This is a genomic window from Microbacterium esteraromaticum (assembly GCF_028747645.1).
Taxonomy (GTDB): Bacteria; Actinomycetota; Actinomycetes; order Actinomycetales; family Microbacteriaceae; genus Microbacterium; species Microbacterium esteraromaticum_C.
Genome location: NZ_CP118100.1, coordinates 1017208 through 1040645, shown reverse-complemented (window position 1 = coordinate 1040645; position 23438 = coordinate 1017208). Strand labels below are relative to the sequence as shown.

General features: G+C 68.1%; 18 protein-coding genes and 2 riboswitches. Of the genes, 8 read left to right on the top strand and 10 right to left on the bottom strand.

Annotated features, from left to right (window positions below; translation table 11 throughout):
* The first annotated feature begins 82 nt into the window (after nt 1–82).
* Nucleotides 83–841 carry a CPBP family intramembrane glutamic endopeptidase gene (locus PTQ19_RS04725; RefSeq protein ID WP_274368645.1) on the top strand — a complete coding sequence of 253 codons (759 nt, stop codon included), beginning with the start codon at nt 83–85 and terminating at the stop codon, nt 839–841.
* Nucleotides 842–860: 19 nt separating this feature from the next.
* Here the strand turns inward: PTQ19_RS04725 and PTQ19_RS04720 are convergent, their stop codons facing one another.
* The 9 genes from PTQ19_RS04720 to PTQ19_RS04680 form a co-directional block, all read right to left on the bottom strand.
* Nucleotides 861–1361, bottom strand: a complete 501-nt coding sequence (locus tag PTQ19_RS04720) for a PH domain-containing protein (RefSeq protein ID WP_274368644.1) — start codon at nt 1359–1361, stop codon at nt 861–863.
* 73 nt (nt 1362–1434) lie between these two features.
* Complete coding sequence (locus PTQ19_RS04715) at nt 1435–3090, bottom strand: ABC transporter ATP-binding protein (RefSeq protein WP_274368643.1); 1656 nt, start codon at nt 3088–3090, stop codon at nt 1435–1437.
* On the bottom strand, nt 3087–4031 hold the full coding sequence (locus tag PTQ19_RS04710) for an ABC transporter permease (RefSeq protein WP_179411362.1): 945 nt from the start codon (nt 4029–4031) through the stop codon (nt 3087–3089). The genes PTQ19_RS04715 and PTQ19_RS04710 overlap by 4 nt, the downstream gene beginning before the upstream one ends.
* The gene (locus tag PTQ19_RS04705) at nt 4018–4950 is read right to left on the bottom strand and encodes an ABC transporter permease (RefSeq protein WP_179411363.1); all 933 of its coding nucleotides are present in this window, start codon (nt 4948–4950) and stop codon (nt 4018–4020) included. Before PTQ19_RS04705 ends, PTQ19_RS04710 begins: the two co-directional genes overlap by 14 nt.
* A gap of 80 nt (nt 4951–5030) precedes the next feature.
* Nucleotides 5031–6659 carry a peptide ABC transporter substrate-binding protein gene (locus tag PTQ19_RS04700; RefSeq protein WP_274368642.1) on the bottom strand — a complete coding sequence of 543 codons (1629 nt, stop codon included), beginning with the start codon at nt 6657–6659 and terminating at the stop codon, nt 5031–5033.
* Between the two features lie 180 nt (nt 6660–6839).
* Nucleotides 6840–9710 (bottom strand): aminomethyl-transferring glycine dehydrogenase, encoded by a 2871-nt coding sequence (gene gcvP, locus PTQ19_RS04695; RefSeq protein ID WP_274368641.1) that lies wholly within the window; start codon nt 9708–9710, stop codon nt 6840–6842.
* Nucleotides 9711–9712: 2 nt separating this feature from the next.
* On the bottom strand, nt 9713–10090 hold the full coding sequence (gene gcvH / locus PTQ19_RS04690) for a glycine cleavage system protein GcvH (RefSeq protein WP_274368640.1): 378 nt from the start codon (nt 10088–10090) through the stop codon (nt 9713–9715).
* Entirely contained in the window at nt 10087–11217 is a 1131-nt protein-coding gene (gene gcvT / locus PTQ19_RS04685) for a glycine cleavage system aminomethyltransferase GcvT (RefSeq protein ID WP_274368639.1), read from the bottom strand. Before gcvT ends, gcvH begins: the two co-directional genes overlap by 4 nt.
* Nucleotides 11218–11267: 50 nt before the next feature.
* Nucleotides 11268–11383, bottom strand: a riboswitch (glycine riboswitch).
* Nucleotides 11384–11477: riboswitch (glycine riboswitch) on the bottom strand.
* Nucleotides 11478–11607: 130 nt separating this feature from the next.
* Nucleotides 11608–13785, bottom strand: a complete 2178-nt coding sequence (locus PTQ19_RS04680; protein ID WP_274368638.1) for a chitobiase/beta-hexosaminidase C-terminal domain-containing protein — start codon at nt 13783–13785, stop codon at nt 11608–11610.
* Nucleotides 13786–13945: 160 nt separating this feature from the next.
* Here PTQ19_RS04680 and PTQ19_RS04675 point away from each other — a divergent pair, with 160 nt between their 5' ends.
* The 7 genes from PTQ19_RS04675 (at nt 13946) to PTQ19_RS04645 (ending at nt 21527) form a co-directional block, all read left to right on the top strand.
* Nucleotides 13946–14629, top strand: coding sequence for an NUDIX hydrolase (locus tag PTQ19_RS04675; protein WP_425313185.1), 684 nt, complete (start codon nt 13946–13948; stop codon nt 14627–14629).
* A gap of 145 nt (nt 14630–14774) precedes the next feature.
* The gene (gene nadA, locus PTQ19_RS04670; RefSeq protein WP_274368637.1) at nt 14775–16067 is read left to right on the top strand and encodes a quinolinate synthase NadA; all 1293 of its coding nucleotides are present in this window, start codon (nt 14775–14777) and stop codon (nt 16065–16067) included.
* An 11-nt stretch (nt 16068–16078) separates the two neighbouring features.
* Nucleotides 16079–17620, top strand: coding sequence for an L-aspartate oxidase (nadB, locus tag PTQ19_RS04665; protein ID WP_274368636.1), 1542 nt, complete (start codon nt 16079–16081; stop codon nt 17618–17620).
* On the top strand, nt 17617–18468 hold the full coding sequence (gene nadC / locus PTQ19_RS04660; RefSeq protein WP_274368635.1) for a carboxylating nicotinate-nucleotide diphosphorylase: 852 nt from the start codon (nt 17617–17619) through the stop codon (nt 18466–18468). The genes nadB and nadC overlap by 4 nt, the downstream gene beginning before the upstream one ends.
* Nucleotide 18469: 1 nt before the next feature.
* Nucleotides 18470–19612: a cysteine desulfurase family protein gene (locus PTQ19_RS04655; protein ID WP_274368634.1), complete on the top strand. Its 1143-nt coding sequence runs from the start codon at nt 18470–18472 to the stop codon at nt 19610–19612.
* Between the two features lie 199 nt (nt 19613–19811).
* The gene (locus PTQ19_RS04650; RefSeq protein WP_274369030.1) at nt 19812–20732 is read left to right on the top strand and encodes a glycosyltransferase family 2 protein; all 921 of its coding nucleotides are present in this window, start codon (nt 19812–19814) and stop codon (nt 20730–20732) included.
* Nucleotides 20733–20759: 27 nt separating this feature from the next.
* Nucleotides 20760–21527: an SDR family NAD(P)-dependent oxidoreductase gene (locus PTQ19_RS04645; RefSeq protein WP_274368633.1), complete on the top strand. Its 768-nt coding sequence runs from the start codon at nt 20760–20762 to the stop codon at nt 21525–21527.
* A gap of 19 nt (nt 21528–21546) precedes the next feature.
* On the opposite strand, the gene PTQ19_RS04640 is transcribed toward PTQ19_RS04645, so the two are convergent.
* Entirely contained in the window at nt 21547–23430 is a 1884-nt protein-coding gene (locus tag PTQ19_RS04640) for an ABC transporter ATP-binding protein (protein WP_274368632.1), read from the bottom strand.
* Between the last annotated feature and the right edge of the window lie 8 nt (nt 23431–23438).

The window sequence follows — 23438 nt, the reverse complement described above, 5'->3', positions numbered from 1 at the left end:
AGTGACGTTACAGAATAACGCACGGCCGCTGACCGCCCGCTGACCGTGTACCCGCGCTGTGCCGAGCACTAGCATCGGTGGGATGAGTCGGGCACGGATCTGGTGGGAGATCGGAATCGTGCTCGCGCTCGGGCTCGGGCAGTCGGCGGTGTACGCCGTGGTTCAGCTGGCCTACCGCCTCACCGACGAGACGCCGCTCGGCGATCAGACCGCGACGCTCAACCCCTCTCGCAGCGACCGCGAGTACTTCGACCTCATCTATCAGCTGCTCTCCATCGGCTTCGGCATCGTTCCCGTACTGCTCGTCTGCTATCTGCTCTGGCAACCGCGTACGCCGCACCTCGATGATCTCGGACTGGACGGCACCCGCCCCGGCCGCGACATCGGCCGCGGCGCCCTGCTCGTCCTCGCCATCGGCATCCCGGGGCTCGGCCTCTACCTGCTCAGTCGGACGCTCGGCTGGTTCGTCGCCGTCGACCCCGCCGGACTCGACGCGCACTGGTGGACCGTCCCCATCCTGTTGCTGTCAGCGGCACGCGCTTCGATTCAAGAGGAGTTCGTGGTGCTGGGCTATCTCTTCGCGCGCCTGCGCCAACTGGGATGGGGACCATGGCCGATCATCGTCGCCACCAGCCTGCTGCGCGCCACCTATCACCTGTATCAGGGGCCAGGTGCGTTCATCGGCAACTTCGCCATGGGCCTGCTGTTCGGCTGGCTGTTCGCCCGCACCGGCAGGTTGCTGCCGTTCCTGGTGGCGCACTTCCTGATCGACGCGACCGTGTTCGTGGGCTACCCCTGGGCGGCAGCGAACTGGCCGTCCCTGTTCGGACTGCCCGGCTGACGCCCCACAGCGCCGATCGTCAGCGGGTGACGGCCACCGCGACGGCGGCCCAGACCACAAGAACCGCGAGCGCAGTGAGCGCGGGCCAGTCCCAGGTGCGCTGCACTCGTGCATCCGCGTCGACCGAGCCGGCGGCATCCGCACGCAACCGCTTCATCGCGGCCATGCCATCGTCGGTCTCGGCAACGCCCTCTTCCTTGACACGTCCCGGCGCAAGGCGCCGCGCGCGCGTGCGCGAGGGACCGCCGAAGCACGACACGACGGCGTCATCGACAAGAGTGATCTCAAGCTGCCAGCGCATCGCGATGCGCTGCACCCGACTCCACGGGATCTCGATGCGACGCAACAGGTTCTGCACCTGCACTCCCCGCTCATCGGCACGCACGTCCGAGGCCAACCCGACCACGTACACGCACCACACCACGAGCAACGGCCAGGGGGCGAGCAGCAACGTGTTCGCAAGGCCCGACCGCACGGCCGCGTCGACGAGCAGCAACGCGGCCACCACGGATGTCAGCACCAGAAGCAGCATGCTCCCGGAGCGTCGGAACGTCCGCGGCGGCCGCGTGCGACTCATCTGTCGTTCTCCGTCGTCACGCCGCGCCACCACCGAGGGTCAGCGACGCCCCGGGGATCGCGTCGAGCAGTCGCCTGGTGTACTCCTCCTGGGGTGCCGAGAAGATGTCATCGACGGTGCCCTGCTCGACGATGCGCCCCTTCTCCATCACGCACACCAGGTCGGCGGCGACGCGCACCACGGCCAGGTCGTGCGTGATGAACAGGTACGTCAGCCCGAGCTCCTGCTGCAGGTCTGAGAGCAGGTTCAGAATCTGATCCTGTACCAGCACATCCAGCGCCGAGACGGCCTCATCGAGCACGACGATGTCGGGCTTGAGAGCCAGAGCCCGTGCGATAGACACACGCTGGCGCTGACCGCCCGACAACTCGTTCGGGTAGCGCGATGCGAGCTCCTGCGGCAACGCGACCTGGTCGAGCAACTCGAGCGCACGCTTGTGCTGCTCGTCCTTCGATCCAATGCGGTGCACGTGCAACGGCTCGGTGATGAGACTGCCGATGCTGCGCAGCGGATCGAGGGAGCCGTACGGATCCTGGAACACCGGCTGCATGCGGCGACGCAGTGCGAACACCTCGGCGCGCGACAGCGTGCTCGTCGGATTGCCGTCGATGACGATCTCGCCATCGGTGGGGTTCTCCAGTTGCAGCAGCATCTTCGCCACGGTCGACTTGCCCGAACCGGACTCGCCCACCAGCGCAAGGGTCTTGCCCCGCGGGATGCTGAACGACACATCGTCGACCGCCCGGAACTGCTCGTGACGCAACCCACCGGTGCGAATCGAGTAGTCCTTCACGAGCCCGCGCACCTCGACGACGGCCGGAGCGTCATCCGCAGGCGCCACGGACTCGGCCGCACGAGTGCTGCTGCCGATGCGCTTCGACGCCAGACTCGGGGCCGCAGCGACGAGACGCTGTGTGTACGGATGCCTCGGGTTGGTGAGGATCTCGACACTCGGACCGGCCTCGACGATCTCGCCCTGGTTCATCACGATGATCCGGTCGGCGCGCTCCGCGGCCAGTCCCAGGTCGTGTGTGATGAGCAGCACCGAAGTGCCACGCTCGCTGGTGAGCGAGGCAAGGTGATCGAGGATCACCCGCTGCACGGTGACGTCGAGAGCGCTGGTGGGCTCGTCGGCGATCAGCAGCTTGGGATCAGCTGCGAGCCCGATGCCGATCAACGCGCGCTGGCGCATACCGCCCGAGAACTGATGCGGGAACTGATGCATGCGCTTGGCCGCGTCGGCCAGGCCCGCCTGCTGCAGAACCTCGACCGCACGGTCGTGCACCTGCTTCTTGCCCTGCGCCAGCCCGTTGGCCCGCACGGCCTCTTTGACCTGGAAGCCGATCGACCACACGGGGTTGAGGTTCGACATCGGGTCCTGGGGCACGTAGCCGATCTCACGACCACGGATGCGCTCCATCTGACGACGATCGGCCGTGGTCAGCTCACGCCCGTCGAGGGTGATGCTGCCGCCCGTGACCTCACCGGTTCCCGGCAGCAGGTCGATGATGGCCGCGGCCGTCGTCGATTTGCCCGAGCCGGACTCGCCGACGATCGCCAGGGTCTCCCCCGCCATCACGTCGAAGCTGACACCGTGCAGCACCTGGCGCGTCTTCTTGCCGCTGCGGAAGGCGACCTTGAGGTCGCGGATGCTGAGAAGAGGTTCGCTCATCGCTGTGCCCTCGCCTTCGGATCGACGGCGTCGCGCAGCAGCTCGCCGAGGGTGATGAACGCCAGCACCGTCAGGGTCAGAGCCAGCGACGGCCAGAACAGCGCCATGGGCGCGGTGCGGATGCTGGTCTGCGCCTGGCTGATGTCATTTCCCCACGACATCGTGCTGCCGCCGAGGCCGACACCGAGGAACGACAGCACCGACTCGGCGACGATCGCCCCTGCGAGTGCGAGAGTCGCGACCACGATGACCGGGGCCATGGCGTTCGGCAATACATGCACGAGCAGCGTCTTGAACCGCGACATACCCACGGCCTCGGCACCCATCACGAAGTCTGCCTGTTTCACGCGCAGAATCTCGGCGCGCATGATGCGCGCTGTCGAGGCCCACGCGAATCCACCGATGGCGAAGGCCAGGACGAACTCGTTGCGCACCGGGATCACCGACATCACCACGATCGCCGCGATGATGTAGGGGATCGTGAAGAAGATGTCGCCGACGCGCGAGAGGAACGAGTCGAGCCACCCGCCGTAGAACCCGGCGAACGCTCCCATCACCACGCCGATGACCGTGCCGATCAGGGTCGCCAGCACGCCGACCACGAGCGAGGTGCGGGTGCCCCAGATGATGCGCGAGTAGACGTCGCACCCCAACCGGGTGAATCCCAGAGGGTGCCCCGGTTCGGGCCCGCCGTTGCTGTCGGCGAGCTGGCAGCCGTTGTTCGGCGCCACGTTCGTGAACAGTGACGGCCACAGCGACACGACGATCACCAGCAGCACGAAGGCCGCCGAGATCCAGAAGATCGGCCTGCGCCGAAGGTCGCGCCACGCGTCGAGCCACAGGTTGCTGGGCTTGGCGTCGACACGCACCGCATCGACGCGCACAGTGGTGGTCTCGACGGGAGCGACGTAGTGCTCCGGAGTCGAATCAGTTCGAGACATAGCGGATCCTCGGGTCGAGCAGGCCGTAGATCAGGTCCACGATGATGTTGATGAACACGTACACGACGACGAACACCGTGACGAACGACACCACTGTCGGGTTCTCGCCGCGAATGATCGCCTGGTACAGGGTGTTTCCCACACCGGGCACATTGAAGATGCCCTCGGTGACGGTGGCGCCGACCATCAGCACGCCGAACACGGTGCCCAGGTCGGTGACCATCGGGATCAGTGAGTTGCGCAGCACATGCACGGGGATGACGCGTCGGCGCGGCAGCCCCTTGCTGTACGCCGTGCGTACCCAATCCTGACCGAGGGTCTCGATCGTCGAGGCGCGGGTCAGCCGCATGCTGGTCGCATACACGCTGAGTCCCAGCACGATCGCCGGCAACCAGAGATCGCCCCAGTCATTGTTCGCGCCCACCGTCGGTTTGAACCAGCCCAGTTGCACGGCCAAGAAGTACTGCGCCAGGAAGGCGAGCACGAAGATCGGCAGGGCGACGAAGATCAGTGCCACGACGAGCATCGAGTTGTCGAAGAAGCGGCCCTTGTTGAGCGCCGAGAACAGTCCGATCACGATGGCGAGCACGAAGGCGATGCCGACGGCCATCACGGCGAGGCGCAGTGTCACGGGGAAGGTGCGAGCGAGCACATCAGCGACCGGCTGTCCTGAGAAGCTGGTGCCGAAGTCGAGCCGGAAGATACCGGCGATGTAATAGAAGTACTGCACGATGAACGGCTCGTCGAGATGGTACTGCGCGCGCAGCCTCTCAAGCAGAGCCGGGTTGGGCTGACGATCTCCGAACAATGCCGCGATCGGATCGCCGGGCATCGCGAAGACCATGAAATAGATCAGCAGGGTGGCGCCGAAGAACACCGGGATTGCCTGCAGGATCCGTCTGAGGATGTAAAGAGCCACCCTCGACCTCCCTTCGGGTAAGGCACAAAGATGACGAGGCGGTGGTGGATTCACACCACCGCCTCGTCATCAGAGGGGTGTTAGCCCTTGGTGATCTGGTAGAACAGCGGCACCGAGTTCCAACCGAACTCGACGTTCTCCACGTTCTCGGAGAAGCCTCCGACGACGTTGGAGTACCACAGCGGAAGAACCGGCAGGTCCTTCAGCAGCACTTCCTGAGCCTGCTGGAACAGGCCGTTAGCGATGTCGGGGTCGGTCGACGAGATGCCGTCGGCGATCAGGCCGTCGAACTCGGCGCTGGAGTAGTCACCGTCGTTCGAGCCGGCGTTGGTCGCGTACAGCGGTCCCAGGAAGTTGTACAGACCCGGGTAGTCGGCCTGCCAGCCGGTGCGGAACGCGGTCTCGATCGTGCGGTCGGTGACCTTGCCGCGCAGTTCGGCGAAGGTCGGGTACGGAGCGCCCGATGCCTCGATGCCCAGCACGTTCTTGATCGAGTTGACCGTGGCGTCGACCCAGGCCTGGTGGCCACCGTCGGCGTTGTAGGCGAGCTGGAACTCACCGCTCCACGGGCTGATGGCGTCGGCCTCGGCCCACAGCTCCTGTGCCTTGGCCTCGTTGAAGTCGAGCACCTCAGAGCCGGTGAGCGAGTCGGACCAGCCGTCGATGACCGGCGAGGTGAAGTCGCTGGCCGGGGTGCGGGTGCCCTGGAAGATCACATCGGTGATCTCGGCGCGGTTGATCGCCATCGAGATGGCCTGGCGGCGCAGGTTGCCCTCTTCGCCGCTGAAGTGCTCAAGGCGCTCGGGGATCGTGAACGACTGGAAGATCGCAGCCGGCTGGTTGACCGCACGGTCGCCCAGGTCGGACTCGAAGGTCGCGAAGGCCGAGTCGGGCAGAGCGTCGAGCACGTCGAGCTCGCCACCGAGCAGGTCGGCGTACGCGGCATCCTGCGACGCGTAGAACTTGATGTTCAGTCCGCCGTTGGCCGGCGTGCGCGGGCCGTCGTAGTCGGGGTTGACCACCAGATCGATCCCGACGTCGTGCTGCCAGGCACCCTCGCCGTCGAGCATGTAGGGGCCGTTGCCGATCGGGTTCTCACCGAACGCGTCGAGGTCGTCGAATGCCACGTCGGGCAGCGGGTAGTAGGCCGAGTAGCCGAGGCGCTGCGCGAAGTCCGACGCCGGCTTGTTCAGCGCGATCGTGAACGTGTAGTCGTCGACCTGCTCCAGACCGCTCAGCTCGGAGTCCTCGTCGTAGCTGAAGCCCTCGATGTCTTCGAAGAAGTAGCTGGAGAGCTGCTCGTTCGAAGCGAGTGCACCGTAGTTCCACGCCTTGATGAAGTTGTCGGCGGTGATCTCTTCACCGTCGGTGAAGGTGAGACCCTCGCGGATCTTGACCGTCAGGTTCTGCGGGTCGTCGACCGTGATCTCTTCAGCGACGTCGTTGAACACCGAGCCGTCTGCGGCGTAGCCGACCAGGCCCGCGAAGATCGAGTCGAGGATCTTGCCGCCACCGGTCTCGTTCGTGTTGGTCGGGATCAGCGGGTTCTGCGGCTCGGAGCCGTTCGCCGTGATGATCGCGCCCGCATCGCCGGCGCCCCCACCCGTGTCTCCGGAATCGGCGTCGTCGCCGCCTGCGCAGCCGGCCAGCACCAGGGTGCCCGCCGTGAGCAGACCGACCCCGACGAGGGTGATCTTGTTTCGCTTCATTGCTATGTCCTCCTGTGGACCGGTACAAGAGCACGACGTCTACGTCGCACCGCGTATGCCGCCAGGCTACCCTGCACGGCCCGACTCTCGGGCCCGCCGTTAATGAACCGTTACTGAGTTCACAGACGACGACACCCCCGCTGTGAAACAGCGGGGGTGTCGGTACCGTGCGATCGGAGGCTACGCGAATGCCTCGATCGGCGGGCAGGCGCACACCAGGTTGCGGTCACCGAACGCCTGATCGATGCGGCGCACCGGCGGCCAGTACTTGGTCGCGATGAGCGAGCGCACCGGGTAGGCGGCGATCTCACGCGGGTAGGCGTGCGACCACTCCCCCGCGATCAGGCTCGCCGCGGTGTGCGGGGCGTTCACCAGCGGGTTGTCGTCGGCGGGCCAGGTGCCCGCGGCGACGGCATCCGCCTCTGCCTTGATGCTGATCATGGCCTCGATGAACCGGTCGACCTCGCCGAGGTCCTCGGATTCGGTCGGCTCGACCATCAGCGTTCCCGCCACCGGGAACGACATGGTCGGCGCGTGGAAGCCGTAGTCGATCAGGCGCTTGGCCACATCGTCGACGGTGATCCCGGTCGCTTCTTTGAGCGGACGCAGGTCGAGGATGCACTCGTGCGCGACCCGTCCCTGCTCACCCGTGTAGAGCACCGGATAGTGCTCGGCCAGACGCGCGGCGATGTAGTTGGCCGACACCACGGCGGCCGCCGTGGCACGACGCAGACCATCCGCGCCCATCATGCGCACGTACGCCCACGTGATCGGCAGCACACCCGCCGAGCCGTAAGGTGCGCCCGAGACCGGGCCGCCCTCGAAGACGTAGCCGCCCGCGTGCTCGCTCTTCTGCGCCTGCGGATGCCCGGGCAGGAACGGCGCGAGGTGCGCCTTCGCCGCCACGGGGCCCACACCGGGACCGCCACCGCCGTGCGGGATCGCGAAGGTCTTGTGCAGGTTGAGGTGCGAGACGTCGCCACCCAGATCACCCGGGCGGCCGTAGCCGACCAGGGCGTTCAGGTTCGCGCCGTCGACGTACACCTGTCCGCCGGCCGCGTGCACAGCCGCCGTGATGTCGGTCACCAGCTCTTCGTACACGCCGTGCGTGGACGGATAGGTGATCATCAGGGCCGACAGCGAATCGGCGTGGACCTCGATCTTGGCGCGCAGGTCGTCGAGGTCGACGTTGCCGAACTCGTCGGTGCCGACGACAACGACCTTCATACCGGCGAGCACGGCCGACGCGGCGTTCGTGCCGTGCGCCGACGACGGGATCAGGCACACCGTGCGGTGCTCATCACCGCGCGACAGGTGGTAGCCGCGGATGGCCAGGAGGCCCGCGAGCTCACCCTGCGAACCGGCGTTCGGCTGCAGCGAGACCGCGTCGTAGCCGGTGACCTCGGCGAGCCACCCCTCAAGCTGGTCGATCAGGGCCAGCGACCCCTCGACGTCCTCGCGCGGAGCGAAGGGGTGCAGCTGGGCGATCTCGGGCCAGGTGATAGCGGCCATCTCGGTCGCGGCGTTGAGCTTCATCGTGCACGACCCCAGGGGGATCATGCCGCGATCGAGCGCGTAGTCGCGGTCGGCGAGCTGCTTGAGGTAGCGCATCATCGCCGTCTCGGAGCGGTGTGTGTGGAACACCGGGTGCGTCAGGTACTCGTCGTCGCGCAGCAGTTCCTGCGGCAGCGCGCCGGTCGACCCCGCCTCGACAAAACCGAACACGCGCTCCTGCTTGCCACCGAAGAGCATGGCGACGCGGTGCAGCTCGGCGGTCGTGGTGGTCTCGTCGACCGCGATGCCGACAGTGTCAGCATCCACCAGACGCAGCAGGATCCCCTCGCTGTGGGCGCGGGCGACGATCTGCTCGGCCTGACCCGGCGTGCCCACCAGAAGCGTGTCGAAGAACGCCTCGTGGACGACGCTCGCGCCGGCCTCGATCAGCCAGTCGCGCAGCAGGGCGGCCTTGCCGGCCACCTCACCGGCGATCGCACGCAGCCCGTCCGGGCCGTGGTAGACGGCGTACATCGACGCCATCACAGCCAGCAGAACCTGAGCGGTGCAGATGTTCGACGTGGCCTTCTCACGGCGGATGTGCTGCTCGCGGGTCTGCAGTGCCAGGCGGTACGCAGGGTGACCCGTGGCGTCCTGAGACACTCCGACCAGGCGACCGGGCAACTGGCGCTCCAGGCCCCCGCGCACGGCCATGTAGCCGGCGTGCGGGCCGCCGAAGCCCATCGGCACGCCGAAGCGCTGGGTGGTGCCCACGGCGACATCGGCGCCGAGCGAGCCCGGCGAGCGCAGCATCGTCAGCGCGAGCAGGTCGGCCGCGGCGACGGCGATGCCGTTCGCGACGTGCACCGCATCGAAGACGGCCGACGGATCCCAGATGCGCCCCGAAGCGCCCGGGTACTGCACGAACGCGCCGAACAGTTCGTCGGGCATCTGCTCGCCACCGGCGAGGTCGCGCTCGACGAGCTCGATGCCGACGGCATCCGCACGGGTGTGCAGCAGCGCCTTGGTCTGCGGCAACGCGTCGGCGTCGATGACGAACACGTTCGACTTCGACTTCGCGGCGCGACGCGCGAGAAGCATCGCCTCGGCGACGGCGGTCGACTCGTCGAGCATCGACGAGTTGGCCGTGGTGAGTCCGGTGAGGTCGGCGACCATGGTCTGGAAGTTGATCAGAGCTTCCAGACGGCCCTGCGAGATCTCGGGCTGGTACGGCGTGTACGCCGTGTACCAGGACGGGTTCTCGAGGACGTTGCGCTGGATCACGCTGGGCGTGAAGGTGCCGTAGTAGCCCAGGCCGATCATGGCCCGGTTCACGGTGTTGCGCGAAGCGAGCGCGCGCAACTCGGCGAGCGCCTCGGCCTCGCTGGCGGCGGTCGGGATGCCCGAGTCGGCGGCCGGCTCGGTGAAGATCGACTGCGGCACGGCCTGGCGCATCAGCGCCTCGACCGGTGCATCTCCGTCGACGCCGAGTGCGGCGAGCATGTGCTGCTGCGCCTCATCGGTGACACCGATGTGGCGGTTCGCGAAAGAGACCACTCTCAGCCTTCCGTGATCGCGACGTAGCCGTCGCGGTCGAGCAGACCATCGAGCGCGCCCTCGGCGATCTCGATCTTGATCAGCCACGCGTCCTCGAACGGCGAGGAGTTCACCAGGGCCGGGTCGTCGACGACGGCGTCGTTGATCTCGACGACCTTGCCGGTGACGGGCGAGTACAGCTCGGACACCGACTTGGTCGACTCGGCCTCGCCGAACACGTCGCCGCGGGTGAGGTCGGTGCCGACCTCGGGCAGCTCGACGAAGACGATGTCGCCGAGCGCGTCAGCGGCGAAGTCGGTGATGCCGATCGTCGCGGTGGCGCCGTCGACGGCGACCCACTCGTGCTCTTCGCTGTACTTGAGGGTGTTGAGATCGGTCATTTCTTCCTCCGGTAGAAAGGCAGGGCGGTGCGGGTGGCGGGGATCTTCGTTCCCCGGACGTCAAGGAACAGCTCGGTGCCCTCCGCGGCTGCGGAGGGGTCGACGTAGGCCATCGCGATCGGGTGGCCGAGGGTGGGGCTGAGCGCCCCGCTGGTGATCTCGCCCACCACGGTTCCGTCGGCGAGAACCACGGGGTAGCCGGCGCGGCCGGCGCGGCGACCTTCGGCGGTCAGACCGATGAGCACGCGCGCGTCATCGGCGGGGACGTGCGCGCCCTTGCCGACGAAGTCGTCCTTGTCGGCGACGACGACGCGGCCGAGACCGGCCTGTGCGGGGCGGATCTCTCGCGAGAGCTCGTTGCCGTACAGCGGCATGCCCGCCTCAAGACGCAGACTGTCGCGGGCGGCGAGGCCGGCAGCCACGAGGCCGTGCTCCGCGCCCGCAGCGACGAGGGCATCCCACAGCGACGCCGCGTCAGCGGCATCCACCAGCAGTTCGAAACCGTCCTCACCGGTGTACCCGGTGCGGGCCAGCAGCAGCGGCTTGCCGTTGAAGGTGGCGCTCGCCCACGTGTAGTACTTCTGCTCGGCCCACGGCACGCTGACGTCGGCGATGGCCTCGGTCGCGGCGAGGATGGCCTCGGAGACGGGGCCCTGCACGGCGATCAGGCCGTAGGCGTCGGAGACGTCCTCGACGGTCACGTCGAAGCCCTCGACGCGGGCGGTCAGCGCCTCGCGGACGGCGTCGCGGTTTCCGGCGTTGGAGATGACCAGGAAGTCGTCGTCGGCGAGACGGTACACGATCACGTCGTCGACGATGCCGCCATCCGCAGTCAGCAGCAGCGAGTACTTCGCCTTGCCGACGGTCATGGCCGACAGACGTCCCGCGAGCGCGAAGTCGAGGTACGCCGCCGCAGAAGCGCCGCGCACCGTGAACTCGGCCATGTGCGAGATGTCGAAGATGCCGGCGGCCTCGCGTACGGCGCGGTGCTCGGCGAGGTCCGACGTGTAGCGCACCGGCATCTGCCAGCCACCGAAGTCGGTGAAGGTCGCCCCGAGCGCCTCATGGCGCTCGCGGAGCGGGGTGTAGCGCGGGCTGTCGCCCTGCGGTTCGAGCTGTTCGGTCACGGAGTTCTCCCGGTCTGGTTCGGGCAGGATGCCGTCGTCGGCATCCTCGGAACTCCCCCTCTGTCATCGGGCCTGAGAGCTTCGCCCTGGCCCGTCGACGATCACGATCGTCTTGGAGGGGGCTTTCACCGTCGGCGGATGCTGACGCATCGCTTTCCAGAGCGGCCGGACGTGCACGGTATCTGTACCTGAGAGATTGGCGGGGAGGCTTGCTCCTTCGGTGCTCGGTTGCGTTCACCGAGCTCTCCCGCGCAGGTCGTACGGCCTGTGTTCAATTAGCAGTCCCAGCATAGCGGCAGAGCCCACCCGGCGTGCGACCCCGATGCCGCACTGCGATGCGACGCGCGAAGGCCCTCCCACACAGCGGCGGGAGGGCCTTGGTGGTGCGGATCAGTCGTCGATCTTTGCCAGGTAGTGCGCCAACGCTGCATCGAGGTCATCGGTGGCCGCGTCAAGGCGTGTCTGCGAGACGTTCAGGGTCGTCAGCAGCGCGTCCGCATGCGCGTACGCATCGACCAGTGCCCGCTTCCACGGAGCTTTGCCCCGCACCGTCGCGACGGTGTCACCGGCCGCGGCAAGAGCGTCGGACAACCCCGCGCGGTCGACAGCCACCAGATGGTCGGCGAAGCCGTCGCTGAGCGCCGAGATCTGCGCCGCCGACGCGTCGACGGCATCCTGCGAAGGCCCGCTCGGGGCATCCGCCGGGATCTCGGCGGGCGCCTGGGAAACGGCCTCGTCGAGTTCGGCGAGCGCGGCGAGCGCGGCGGCCGGGTCGGCGATGTGGATGCCGAGGTCCGCGGCACCCGACTCGAGCTCCTCCCCCAGCACACGGCGCACGGTCGCCGCGATCTCCCCCGCCTCGGCGAGCGCCGCATCGAGGGCGACGCGGTCGAGCGCACCGGCGACGAAGCGGAACGAGCGAGGCTCTGCGGCGTTTCCGTATGAGTCGTATGCCACGAGGGTCGCCTCATAGACATGGCCGAGCGTCAGTTCGCGATCGATGGGTCCGGTCACGGAGTTACCTGCCCGCAGCCCGAGCGGGATCTGCAGCACGTCGGGACGGGGCATCTGGGTGTACTGCGCATTGATGCGGTCACGGGCGGTGAGGAAGTTCGCGGGCTCACCGGCAGTGACGTCGTTGAGCACCAGGGAGTAGCTCTTGACGTACTGGTCGTCCTGAGCCTGCGGCAGCCGCAACACCAGTCCGTCGTCGGTGCGTCGCACGGTCGGTTCGGCAGCATCCGCCCAGACCGGTGCGACGGCATTGCGATTGGCGGCGGTGTAGGTGAACGCGGCCTTGGTCGCGGCGCCGTCGGCGCCGCGGGCGATCACCCACGTGGGACCGGCGACGGTACCCGTCGACGCGAAGGGCGGGTTCTTCTGGAAGCCCCAGACACCGTTCTCGTCATAGGTGCGTCCCTCATCGGCCGCGTAGTTGATCCGGTCGATCTCGACGCGGTCGTCGTACACTTCGACAAGCACCGACTGCGCCGAAGCCAGTGTGGCGTTCTTGACCAGCCCGTTGCCGAAGGACTGATACACCGAATCGGTCTCGCCGTACGACATGGAACCGTCATTGACCGACGTGAAGGCATCCTGGTGGATCGAGCGCTCGTCGTTGATGTTGAGGTGCGAGTGGCCCGAGAAGTAGACGACCTGCGGAAAATCGGCGAGGTTGCTGCGAAGCCCCGAGTTCGACGACTGCGCGCCGTCCCACACGGTGGCCGGCAACGGCCGGTGGCCGAACACGAAGATCGGCGACCCCGCCGTCTCGGGATCGGCGGTCAACGCCGACAGACGTCCGTACAGCCAGGACGCCTGCGTGCTGTTCCACCGCTCGGTGTTGACGATGAAGGCGGGGAAGCCCGCGATCTCGGTCTGGTAGTACCCGCCGTTCTCGGTCTCCTGAGGAAACCAGTCGGCGGGGTACTCGGCTGCCATGCGCTGAACGTAGTCGTCATGGTTGCCGAAGCTCAGCAGCACCTGAGTGTCGTCCATGCCGGTACGGGCGAGATTCTGCTCGAGCATGGCGCGCGGGAAGCGGTGGTCGGCGGCGCTGTTGTAGTAGTTGTCGTTGATCTGATCTCCGTTGGAGATGATCGCGTCGGGCTCGGGGGCGATGCGGGCGAGCGCGTCGAAGTAGGTCTCCCACTTCGCCACGAGGTCGGGGCGGTCTGACGAGAGGTGGATGTCGCTCATGACGGCGAACTGCGCGAGGGGCTCCTCGTCAGACTTGATGAAGTACCCCTCCAGCAACGGGGCACTGCGCCCGTCATCGGTGTAGGCCACTGCTGTGAGCGTCGACGTCTCATCGATGTCCAGCGGTTCGGTGTAGAGCGGACTACGCGGAGTGGGCGTCGTACCGTCGAGCGTGTAGCGGATCTCGGCATCCGCCTCGGCGGTCAGCGTGACGGTCTGGGCGCCGATGTGACGGCCACCGTCGACGCTCGCACGCGGCGGTGCGGCCTCAGCGGTGGCCCCGCCGGCGGCGAAGGCGGCCGGTGCGGCGGCACCGGCGAAGAGGAGGGAGCCGCCGACGAGGGCGGCGACCATACGAGGGGCAGACATGGTGCTCCGTTCAGAAGGGGAGGTGAGCGAACGTCTCGACTCTCGTGCGCGGATCAGAACGACTTGTATACCTTTCTTGAACTCCTCGGGAACACCTCTAAATACTGCTTCATCGACACGAACACACGACGGTGAACGGGAGGGGCGGCACCGAGAGATTATGATCGGTCGGCGAGGAGGTACCGTGTCAGAAACCCGTACCGGTGCGATCCGCGTCGCCGTCTCGACCGTGATCTTCACGCTCCGCAGCGCGCCGGGTGGCGATCGATTGATGCTCCCCCTTGTCCGGCGAACGCGAGAGCCCCACCTCGGCCAGTGGGCGTTGCCGGGTGGCTGGCTCGACCCGACCGAGAACCTCGACAGCGCGGCATCCCGCACCCTCGCGCAGACCACCGCGCTCAAGCCGAGCTACCTCGAGCAGCTGTACACCTTCGGCGACGTCGACCGCTCGCCCGACCGCGCGATCGCGATCGTCTACTGGGCACTGCTGCGTTCCGACCTTGTCGACGCGCAGCGCGCAGCCGCCGGCGCCCCCGAGAACGTCGAATGGTTCGATGTCGACGCCATCCCCACTCTCGCCTTCGACCACAACCGCATCGCCGACTACGCCCTCTGGCGACTGCGCAACAAGGTGGGGTACAGCCGCATCGCCGCAGGCCTCCTGCCGGACGAGTTCACCCTCACCGAGCTGCGTGAGGTGTATGAGGCCGTGCTCGGGCAGCGCCTCGACCCATCGAACTTCCGACGGCTGCTCGAAGGCTCCGACGAGCTGGTGCCGACCGAGTCGTTCCGCACCGGCAAGCACCGGCCCGCCCGGTTGTACCGCTACGTCGCGACGGCCTGAACCAGCCGTTCACGCCCGTCTGCGGGCATCCGCACCCATCCCCCGGCGCGGTCATCAGCCCTGCCTCGGATTGCACTTAGTGTCACTTCGACATAATCTAAACGCGACACACTAAGTGTCGAAGTGACCAGAAGGCGGCGCCGCGATGCCCACTACGACCGATCCGTCCGTCGACCACGCCATTCAGGCGATCGTCTCCGGCGCCTCGACGGATGCCACCTGCACCACCGACCTGGCCGCAGGGCCGTGGGATTTCGATGTGCGGCCCGGGTACGGTCCCGGCTCTTCCATGGGCGACGTCATCCCCACCGGCGCACCACGCCAGGGTGAGCTGCCCGCCGAGTACCGCGAAGCCGACGAACAGCAGCTCGAAGACCGCATCCGCGCAGCGAAGGCGACGCTCGGCGACCGCGTCGTCGTACTCGGCCACTTCTATCAGCGCGAGGAGGTCGTGCGCCACGCCGACTACGTGGGCGACTCGTTCCAGCTCGCCAACGCCGCGCTCGAACACCCTGACGCCGAGGCGATCGTGTTCTGCGGCGTGCACTTCATGGCCGAGACCGCAGACCTGCTCTCGGGCCCCGACCAGTCGGTGATCCTGCCCAACCTGGCAGCGGGATGCTCCATGGCCGACATGGCAGACATCGACCAGGTCGAGGACTGCTGGGAGCAGCTGGCCGACGTTCTGGGTCCGCTCGACAAGCCCGACGACGAAGGCCGCGTGCCGGTGATTCCGGTGACGTACATGAACTCCTCCGCCGCGATCAAGGGCTTCGTCGGACGCCACGGCGGCATCGTGTGCACATCGTCCAATGCAGCCACCGTGCTGGAGTGGGCCTTCGAGCGGGGTCGCCGTGTGCTGTTCTTCCCCGACCAGCACCTCGGCCGCAACACCGCGAAGGCGATGGGCGTCGCCCTGGACCGCATGCCGATGTGGAACCCGCGCCGCCCGCTCGGCGGATCGTCCGCGCAGGAGCTCATCGACTCGCAGGTCATCCTGTGGCACGGCTTCTGCTCAGTGCACCGGCGGTTCACCGTCGACCAGATCGACACCGCCCGCGCCGAGCACCCCGGCGTGCGCGTCATCGTGCACCCCGAGTGCCCCATGGAGGTCGTCGACGCCGCCGACGAGGCCGGATCCACCGACTACATCCGACGCGCCATCGCCGGCGCGACGGAGCCGACGACGTTCGCGATCGGCACCGAGATCAACCTCGTGAAGCGGCTGGCCGCCCAGCACCCACAGCACGAGATCTTCTGCCTCGACCCCGTCGTGTGCCCGTGCTCGACGATGTACCGCATCCACCCGGGCTACCTCGCCTGGGTGCTCGAAGAACTCGTGGCGGGCCGCGTGCAGAACCGCATCCGGGTGGCCGATGACGTGGCAGCGCCCGCACGGGTCGCGCTGGAGCGCATGCTGGCCGCCAAGCCCCGATGAGCCGAGACGCGGTGGCCAGGCGCAGTGTGATCGTCGTGGGGTCCGGCATCGCCGGGCTCACCGCGGCGCTGCGCGCTCAGGCTCGGGGTCAGCGCGTCGATCTCATCGTCAAGGGCGGGTTGCAGGACGGCTGCACCCCGTTGGCGCAGGGCGGCATCGCCGGATGCTACGGCCCGTCTGACTCCCCCGCACTGCACGCCCTCGACACGCTGCAGGCAGGAGACGGTCTGGGCGACCCGCAGGCGATCGCCGCACTCGTCGACGGAGCGCAGGCGGCACTCGGCCGGCTGCTATCGGCCGGCGTAGCGTTCGACCGCACAGCGCAGGGCGAGATCGCCCGCGGCCTGGAGGCGGCGCACAGCCGACCGCGCATCGCGCACGCGGGCGGCGACGCCACCGGCGCGGCGATCTCCCGGGCACTGGTCACGCAGGTGCGCGCCTCGGGGGTCAGCATCCACGAGCAGGCGTTCGCGGCCGACCTTCTGGTCGTCGGCGGCCGCGTCCGCGGCATCCGCCTCCTCGACGGCACGACCCTCGAGGCGGATGCCGTCGTGCTGGCGACCGGCGGCGCCGGGCAGCTGTTCGCGCACACGACCAACCCGTCGGGCAGCACGGGCGACGGCATCGCCATGGCGTTGCGGGCCGGGGCGGCCGTCGCCGACCTGGAGTTCGTGCAATTCCATCCCACCGTGCTGGCCCTCGGCTCGCCGTTCCTCGTCTCCGAAGCGGTGCGCGGGGCGGGCGCCGTGCTGGTGGATGCCCACGGCCACCGGTTCCTGATCGATCAGCATCCGGATGCCGAACTTGCGCCGCGGGACGTCGTCGCGCGCGCCGTCGCCCGGCAGGCGGCCGCGCAGAATGCTCCCGTGCGACTGGACGCGACAATGCTCGGCGCGACGGCCCTCGCCCGCCGTTTCCCCACCATCGACGCAGAACTGCGCGCACGAGGACTGGACTGGGCACGCGATCCGGTGCCCGTGACGCCGGCCGCGCACTACCTGATGGGCGGTATCGCGACCGATCTCGACGGGCGCACCACGCTGCCCGGGCTGTGGGCCGTCGGCGAGACCGCGCGCTCCGGAGTGCACGGCGCCAACCGCCTCGCCTCGAACTCACTGCTCGAAGGCGCGGTGTTCGGCGCCCGGGCGGCGGATGCGCTGGCCGACGAGGCGGCCACTCCCCCGCTCCGGTCGCAGTTTCTCCCGCAACCGGCACCTACCTCCACACTCCCGTCGCAATTTCTCCCGCAACCGCCCGCGCGAAGCGGAAGAAACTGCGACCGGAATCGCACCGACTTCTCCCGCAATGCCCTGCAGCAGCTCATCTGGGACAGCCTCGGCCTGCTGCGCGATGCCGACGGGATGTCGGATGCCCGCGCGCGCCTGTCCGCCTGGAATGCCCCGGCCGGCAGCGACGCCACCGCCCAGGAGGATGCCAATCTGCTGACGGTCGCCCGGGCCGTGGCATCCGCCGCCCTCGCGCGCACGCAGTCGCGCGGCGCGCACCATCTCTCGTCGTCCCCGCACTCGTCCGCCCTGATCGGAGCAGCATGATCACCCCCGCCGTACTCGAACGCACGGTGCGCGCCGCGCTGGAAGAGGACGCCCCCTGGGGCGATATCACCAGCACCGCCCTGCTACCGGATGAGGCCGCGGCCACAGCAGACCTCATCGCGCGTGAGGACGGCGTCTTCAGCGGTGGTGACGTGTTCTCCGCCGCCTTCCGCCTCACCGATTCCGCGGTGCAGGTCGACGGCCTGGTCTCCGACGGTGCGCGCTTCGTGGCGGGCGATGTGCTCGCCACGGTCACGGGACCCGCCCGCAGTGTGCTGACCGCCGAGCGCGTCGCGTTGAACTTCACCCAGCGCATGTGCGGCATCGCCACACTCACCGCGCGCTACGTGGATGCTGTCGCCGGCACCGGTGTGCGCATCGCCGATACCCGAAAGACGACGCCGGGTCTGCGCGAGTTCGAGCGGCACGCGGTGCTCTCGGGCGGTGGCAGCAACCATCGGCGCTCGCTGTCGGACGCCGTGATGGCGAAGGACAACCATCTGGCGGTGCTGCAGGCGAGTGGCCAGGATCTCGCGTCGGCCTTGCGGGCCGGGCTCGCACGTCTTCCGCACACGACGCACGTCGTGATCGAGGTCGATCGACTCGACCAGATCGCCGCAGTGCTCGAAGGCGGAGCCGACACCGTACTGCTCGACAACTTCTCCCTCGACGACCTGCGCGCAGGCGTGCAGATGCTGTCGGGGCGAGCCGTGGCCGAGGCCTCCGGTGGTGTCACCCTCGACACGGTGCGCAGCATCGCCGAGACCGGCGTGCAGGTGATCTCGGTGGGTGCCCTCACTCATTCGGCACGCGCCCTCGACCTCGGGCTCGACCTGCGGATCGACTGACGTGCTCTACCTGGATCACGCCGCGACGTCTCCGGTGCGGCCGGAGGTGCTCGAGGCGATGCGCCCGTACCTCACCGGTGTATTCGGCAACCCCTCCAGTCATCACACCGTCGGCGAAGCCGCGGCCGAGGCGTTGGAGTGGGCACGCTCGCGCGTCGCGGTGGCGATGGGGATGCGCACCGGCGATGTCGTCTTCACCGCGGGCGGCACCGAATCGAATAATCTGGCCGTCAAGGGCATCGTGCTCGGCGCGATGTCGGCTGCGCAGCACCGCCGCCCGCATGTGATCACGACGCCGATCGAGCACGAGTCGATTCTGGAGTCGGCGCACTACCTGCAGCGTTTTCACGACGCTCGGGTGACACTGCTGCCGGTCGACGCCGCTGGCACCGCCTCGCCTGCCGACCTCACTGCGGCCCTCGCCGACGGCGCCACGCTGGTCAGCTTCGGGCACGCGAACAACGAGATCGGCACGGTGCAAGATACTGCGGCCCTGATCGCCACCGCGCGTGAGCTCGCAGTGCCGGTGCACGTCGATGCGGTGCAGTCGGCGGGGTGGCTCGATCTGTCGGGGCTCGGTGCCGATGCGGTGTCGATCGCCGGGCACAAACTGGGCACGCCCAAAGGAATCGGTGCGCTGGGGGTGCGCGGCAGGGTGCCGTTGGAGCCCCTGCTGCACGGCGGTGGGCAGGAACGCGGGCGGCGCAGCGGCACCGAGAACGTCGCGGGCGCCGTCGGGCTGGCCACCGCGCTCGACCTGATCGAATCCGAACGAGAGCAGGCGGTCGCCGCCGTCACCGCGCAGACCGCGGAGTTCATCGCCGCAGTGCTGCACTCCGTTCCGCAGGCGGAGCTCACCGGGTCGCCCGACGAGCGGCTTCCGAATCTTGCCAGCTTCACCTTCGCGGGCACGAGCGGCGAGGCCGTGCTGCTCGAGCTCGAACGCCGCGGTGTGGTGTCGTCCAGCGGCTCGGCGTGCGCGGCCGGCAGTGACGACCCCTCCCCTGTGCTGCTGGCCCTGGGCATCCCCGCTGCCACTGCACAGACCTCGGTGCGGTTCACGTTCGGCCGCGCACCACTGCCCCCAGGCTCCGCGGCGCACCTGGCGGCATTGACCGCGGCGGCCGTGGACGCGGTGCGCTGATTCCGGCGGCCGTGGCCGCGGTGCGCTGAGTCCCGCGTTCGCAACTCCGGAGAAACCTGAGCCCGCAGAGAATCCACCCGCGGGAACCAGGGCCAGTGCCGCGCAGACGGGCTGTTTTCTCCGGAGTTGTGAACGACCGCGACGGGTGCATCCGCGTCGTAAGCTCGTCACCGTGCCCGGTTCTTCGCCTTTAGTGACCATGATCGTGCCCGGGCGCGACGTCGCGGGCTTCGCCCCGGCCGCGATCGCCTCGCTTCAAGCGCAGAGCGAGCCGCGCTGGCACGCCCTGCTGATCGACGACGGTTCGCTTGATGGCACCGGTGCCGTCTTCGACGCGGCGGCCGCTGCGGATGCCCGCTTCGAGGTGCTGCGTCATGCCGAGCCGCTCGGATTGGGCGCCGCCCGCAACGCCGGCCTGTCGCGGGTCGACACCGAGTTCGTGGGTTTCCTGGATGCCGACGATGAGCTCACGCCCGACGCCCTCACGACCTGGACCGCCACTCTCGCCGAATCGGGCAGCGACTTCGTCGCCGCTGCCTATGTGCGCTCACGTCTCGTCGACGGCGTCTATCGCCCCGGCCGCGTGCAGCCGTGGGTATCGGATGCCACCGATCCCCGCCGACTCGGTGTGACGCTCGCCGAGCATCCCACGGCTGCGGCGAACATCGTCGCCTGGTCGAAGTTGAGCCGCACGGCGCTGTGGAACGATCTGCGGTTTCCTGAGAACGTCGCGTACGAGGACCAGGTCGTCGCGCAGCGGATGTACACGCAGGCGCGCGCATTCGATGTGATCCCCGATGTCGTCGTGCACTGGCGGGTGCGCGCCGATGGCACCTCGATCACGCAGGGCAAGGGGCATCTGCCGGTGCTGCGCGACTACCTCGCCGCAATGCACGGCGGCCTGGATGTGCTGCGACGCGCACGCCACTCCGAGGCGATCAGACAGCGCATCGCTTTGATTCGCGCTATGGACCTCCCTCCGCTGCGGCATCTGGCTGCACAGCACCCCGACCCAGCGTACTCCGCGACGTTGCAGGTGTTCGAGGCGGCTCTCGAATCGATGCCCGAGCATGCCGATGCGCATCCCGACCCACGCCTCGTTGACGCACTGGCATGGTGACCGCGCGGCTTCTGCCAGGCTGAGCGCATGAACCTCGACGCACTGTTCTCGCTGCAGGGTCTGACTGCGGTCGTCACCGGCGGCTCCTCGGGAATCGGCCGCGGCATCGCTCGTGCGCTGGCCGGCGCCGGGGCATCCACGGTGATCCTCGCCCGCGGAGCGGATCGCATCGGCGCTGTCGTCGCCGAGCTAGAGGCCGCCGGCGGGCGTGCCGCCGGCGTCGTCGCCGATCTGAGCACGCGGGAGGGCATCGCCGAGGCGGGCGACGCGGCAACCGCTCCCTTCGGAGACCCCGACATCCTCGTGAACTCCGCAGGAATCAATCTGCGTCCGCCGTTCGACGAGATCGACATGGACGTGTGGGACGCGACCATGACGGTCAATCTCGAAGCGCCTTTCCTGCTCAGCCAGCGTTTCGCACCGCACATGCGCGAACGCGGTTTCGGGCGGTTGATCCACGTCAGCTCGCAGCAGGCGCATCGCGCCTTCGTCACCAGCGGCGTGTACGGCGTCTCCAAGGGTGGGCTCGAGTCACTCGCCCGCTCCCAGGCGGAAGCCTGGTCTTCACAGGGCGTCACGGCGAACACACTCGTGCCGGGATTCGTGCTGACCCCGCTGAACGCCCGATTGCAGCAGGACGCCGACAAGGTGCAGCAACTCGCCGAACGCACCATGGTCGGTCGCAACGGGATGCCCGACGACTTCGCCGGCATCTCGGTGTTCCTCGCCGGACGCTCGTCCGGCTACATCACCGGACAGTCGCTGTTCGTCGACGGCGGGCTCTCCGCGCACTGAGCGATCAGTTCGGCGCGCGTCAGTTCTCGCGGTTGTCGATCACGCGTGATGCCGCCAGTTGCTGTGCCGCGAGCGTGGCGTACAGACCGCCGGCCGCGAGCAACTCGGCGTGCGTTCCCGACTCGACGATGCGGCCCGCATCGATCACGTGGATCATGTCGGCGCCGATGACCGTCGACAGGCGGTGCGCGATCGTCAGCGTTGTGCGGCCTTCGGATGCCGCATCCAGAGCGTCTTGCACAACCCGCTCCGACACGGTGTCGAGCGCCGAGGTCGCCTCATCGAGCAGCAACACGGGCGGATCCTTCAGCAGCACCCGGGCAATCGCGATGCGCTGCTTCTCGCCGCCCGATAGGCGGTAGCCCCGCTCGCCGACGATCGTGTCGTAGCCGTCGTCGAAACCGTCGATGACGTGGTGGATGTTGGCCGCGCGGCACGCGCGCTCGATCTGCTCATCCGTGGCATCCGGCTTCGCGTACCGCAGGTTCTCTCGGATGCTGGCGTGGAACAGGTACGTCTCCTGCGAGACGATCCCGACGTGGTCGATGACCGATTCCTGCGTCAGGTCGCGTACATCGGCGCCGGCGAACCGTACCTCGCCTTCCGAGGCCTCGTACAAACGCGGCGCGAGGTAGAGAATCGTGGTCTTGCCCGCTCCGGAGGGGCCGACGAACGCGACGTGCTCCCCCGGTTCGGCTGTGAACGAGACGCCGTCCAGTGTCGGCCGGGCATCGGCCGCACCATCCGGATACCGGAAGACGACGTCGTCGAACTCGATGCGACCGCGGGGCCCTGGCGCGTCGGCGAGGTCGATCGCCGTTGGCGCATCACGGATCTGCGGCACCATGTCGAGGTACTCGAAGATGCGCGCGAACAGCGCCGCCGAGGTCTGCAGGTCGAGCGCGACGCGCATCAGCCCCATCAGCGGCATGAGCAGCCGCGCCTGCACCGTGGTGAACGCGACGATCGCACCCGCCGTGATGTCGGGGGCGCCGCCGGTCAGGAAGAACCCCGCGACGAGGTAGATGATGGCGGGAACACTCGACATCAACACCTGCACGACGGCGAAGAACCCCTGACCGCTCATCGCGCGCCTGACCTGCAGACGCACCTGGTTGCGGTTCTCCTCCTGATAGCGCACCGACTCGGTGCGCTGCCGGTTGAACGACTTCGACAGCAGGATGCCCGAGACGCTCAGCGTCTCCTGCGTGATACTCGTCAGCTCGGACAGCGACTCCTGTGTCTCGTTCGCGATACGCGCCCGCACCTGCCCGACCCGCCGCTGCACGAGCACCAGGAAGGGCATCATGACCACGGCGATGATCGTCAGACGCCAGTCGATGACGATCATCGCCACGAGCGACGCGATCACCGTGACGGTGTTGCCGAGAATGCTGGTGACCGTGTTGGTGAGCACGCCCGAGACGCCGCCGACGTCATTCTGCAGGCGCGATTGGATCACACCCGTCTTGGTGCGGGTGAAGAAGCCGAGTTCCATTGCCTGCAGGTGTTCGAACAGCCGCACCCGCAGATCACCGGTGACGTGATTGCCGACTGTCGATGTGAGCCACGTCTGCACGACGCCAAGCGCGGCGGAGAGCAGGAACAGCCCGATCATCACGCTGACCAGCACGACCAGCAACGACATCACCGGGCCATCGCCGCCCGCCGGGAACAGCGCATCGTCGAACACGCGCTGCACCAGCAGCGGCGGGATCACCGCCAGGCCCGCTCCGACGATCACCAGGGCTGCGGTGATCAGCAGCCGTCCCCGGTACGGGGCGAACAGCGCGACGACACGGCGGCCGAGGCCGTCGATCTTCGGCGCGCTGGCGTTCTGACGCCGCTGCGCTTCGATGTCGACTCCGCGGAATGGGCCGCCGCGGCCGCCAACCATGCTCATGTCCACAG

Coding starts and splice junctions, on each gene's coding strand:
- PTQ19_RS04725 (WP_274368645.1), top strand. CDS start 83: ATGAGTCGGGCACGGATCTGGTGGGAGATCGGAATCGTGCTCGCGCTC.
- PTQ19_RS04715 (WP_274368643.1), bottom strand. CDS start 3,090: ATGAGCGAACCTCTTCTCAGCATCCGCGACCTCAAGGTCGCCTTCCGC.
- PTQ19_RS04710 (WP_179411362.1), bottom strand. CDS start 4,031: ATGTCTCGAACTGATTCGACTCCGGAGCACTACGTCGCTCCCGTCGAG.
- PTQ19_RS04700 (WP_274368642.1), bottom strand. CDS start 6,659: ATGAAGCGAAACAAGATCACCCTCGTCGGGGTCGGTCTGCTCACGGCG.
- gcvH (WP_274368640.1), bottom strand. CDS start 10,090: ATGACCGATCTCAACACCCTCAAGTACAGCGAAGAGCACGAGTGGGTC.
- PTQ19_RS04680 (WP_274368638.1), bottom strand. CDS start 13,785: ATGTCTGCCCCTCGTATGGTCGCCGCCCTCGTCGGCGGCTCCCTCCTC.
- PTQ19_RS04675 (WP_425313185.1), top strand. CDS start 13,946: ATGATCGGTCGGCGAGGAGGTACCGTGTCAGAAACCCGTACCGGTGCG.
- nadA (WP_274368637.1), top strand. CDS start 14,775: ATGCCCACTACGACCGATCCGTCCGTCGACCACGCCATTCAGGCGATC.
- nadC (WP_274368635.1), top strand. CDS start 17,617: ATGATCACCCCCGCCGTACTCGAACGCACGGTGCGCGCCGCGCTGGAA.
- PTQ19_RS04650 (WP_274369030.1), top strand. CDS start 19,812: ATGATCGTGCCCGGGCGCGACGTCGCGGGCTTCGCCCCGGCCGCGATC.
- PTQ19_RS04645 (WP_274368633.1), top strand. CDS start 20,760: ATGAACCTCGACGCACTGTTCTCGCTGCAGGGTCTGACTGCGGTCGTC.
- PTQ19_RS04640 (WP_274368632.1), bottom strand. CDS start 23,430: ATGAGCATGGTTGGCGGCCGCGGCGGCCCATTCCGCGGAGTCGACATC.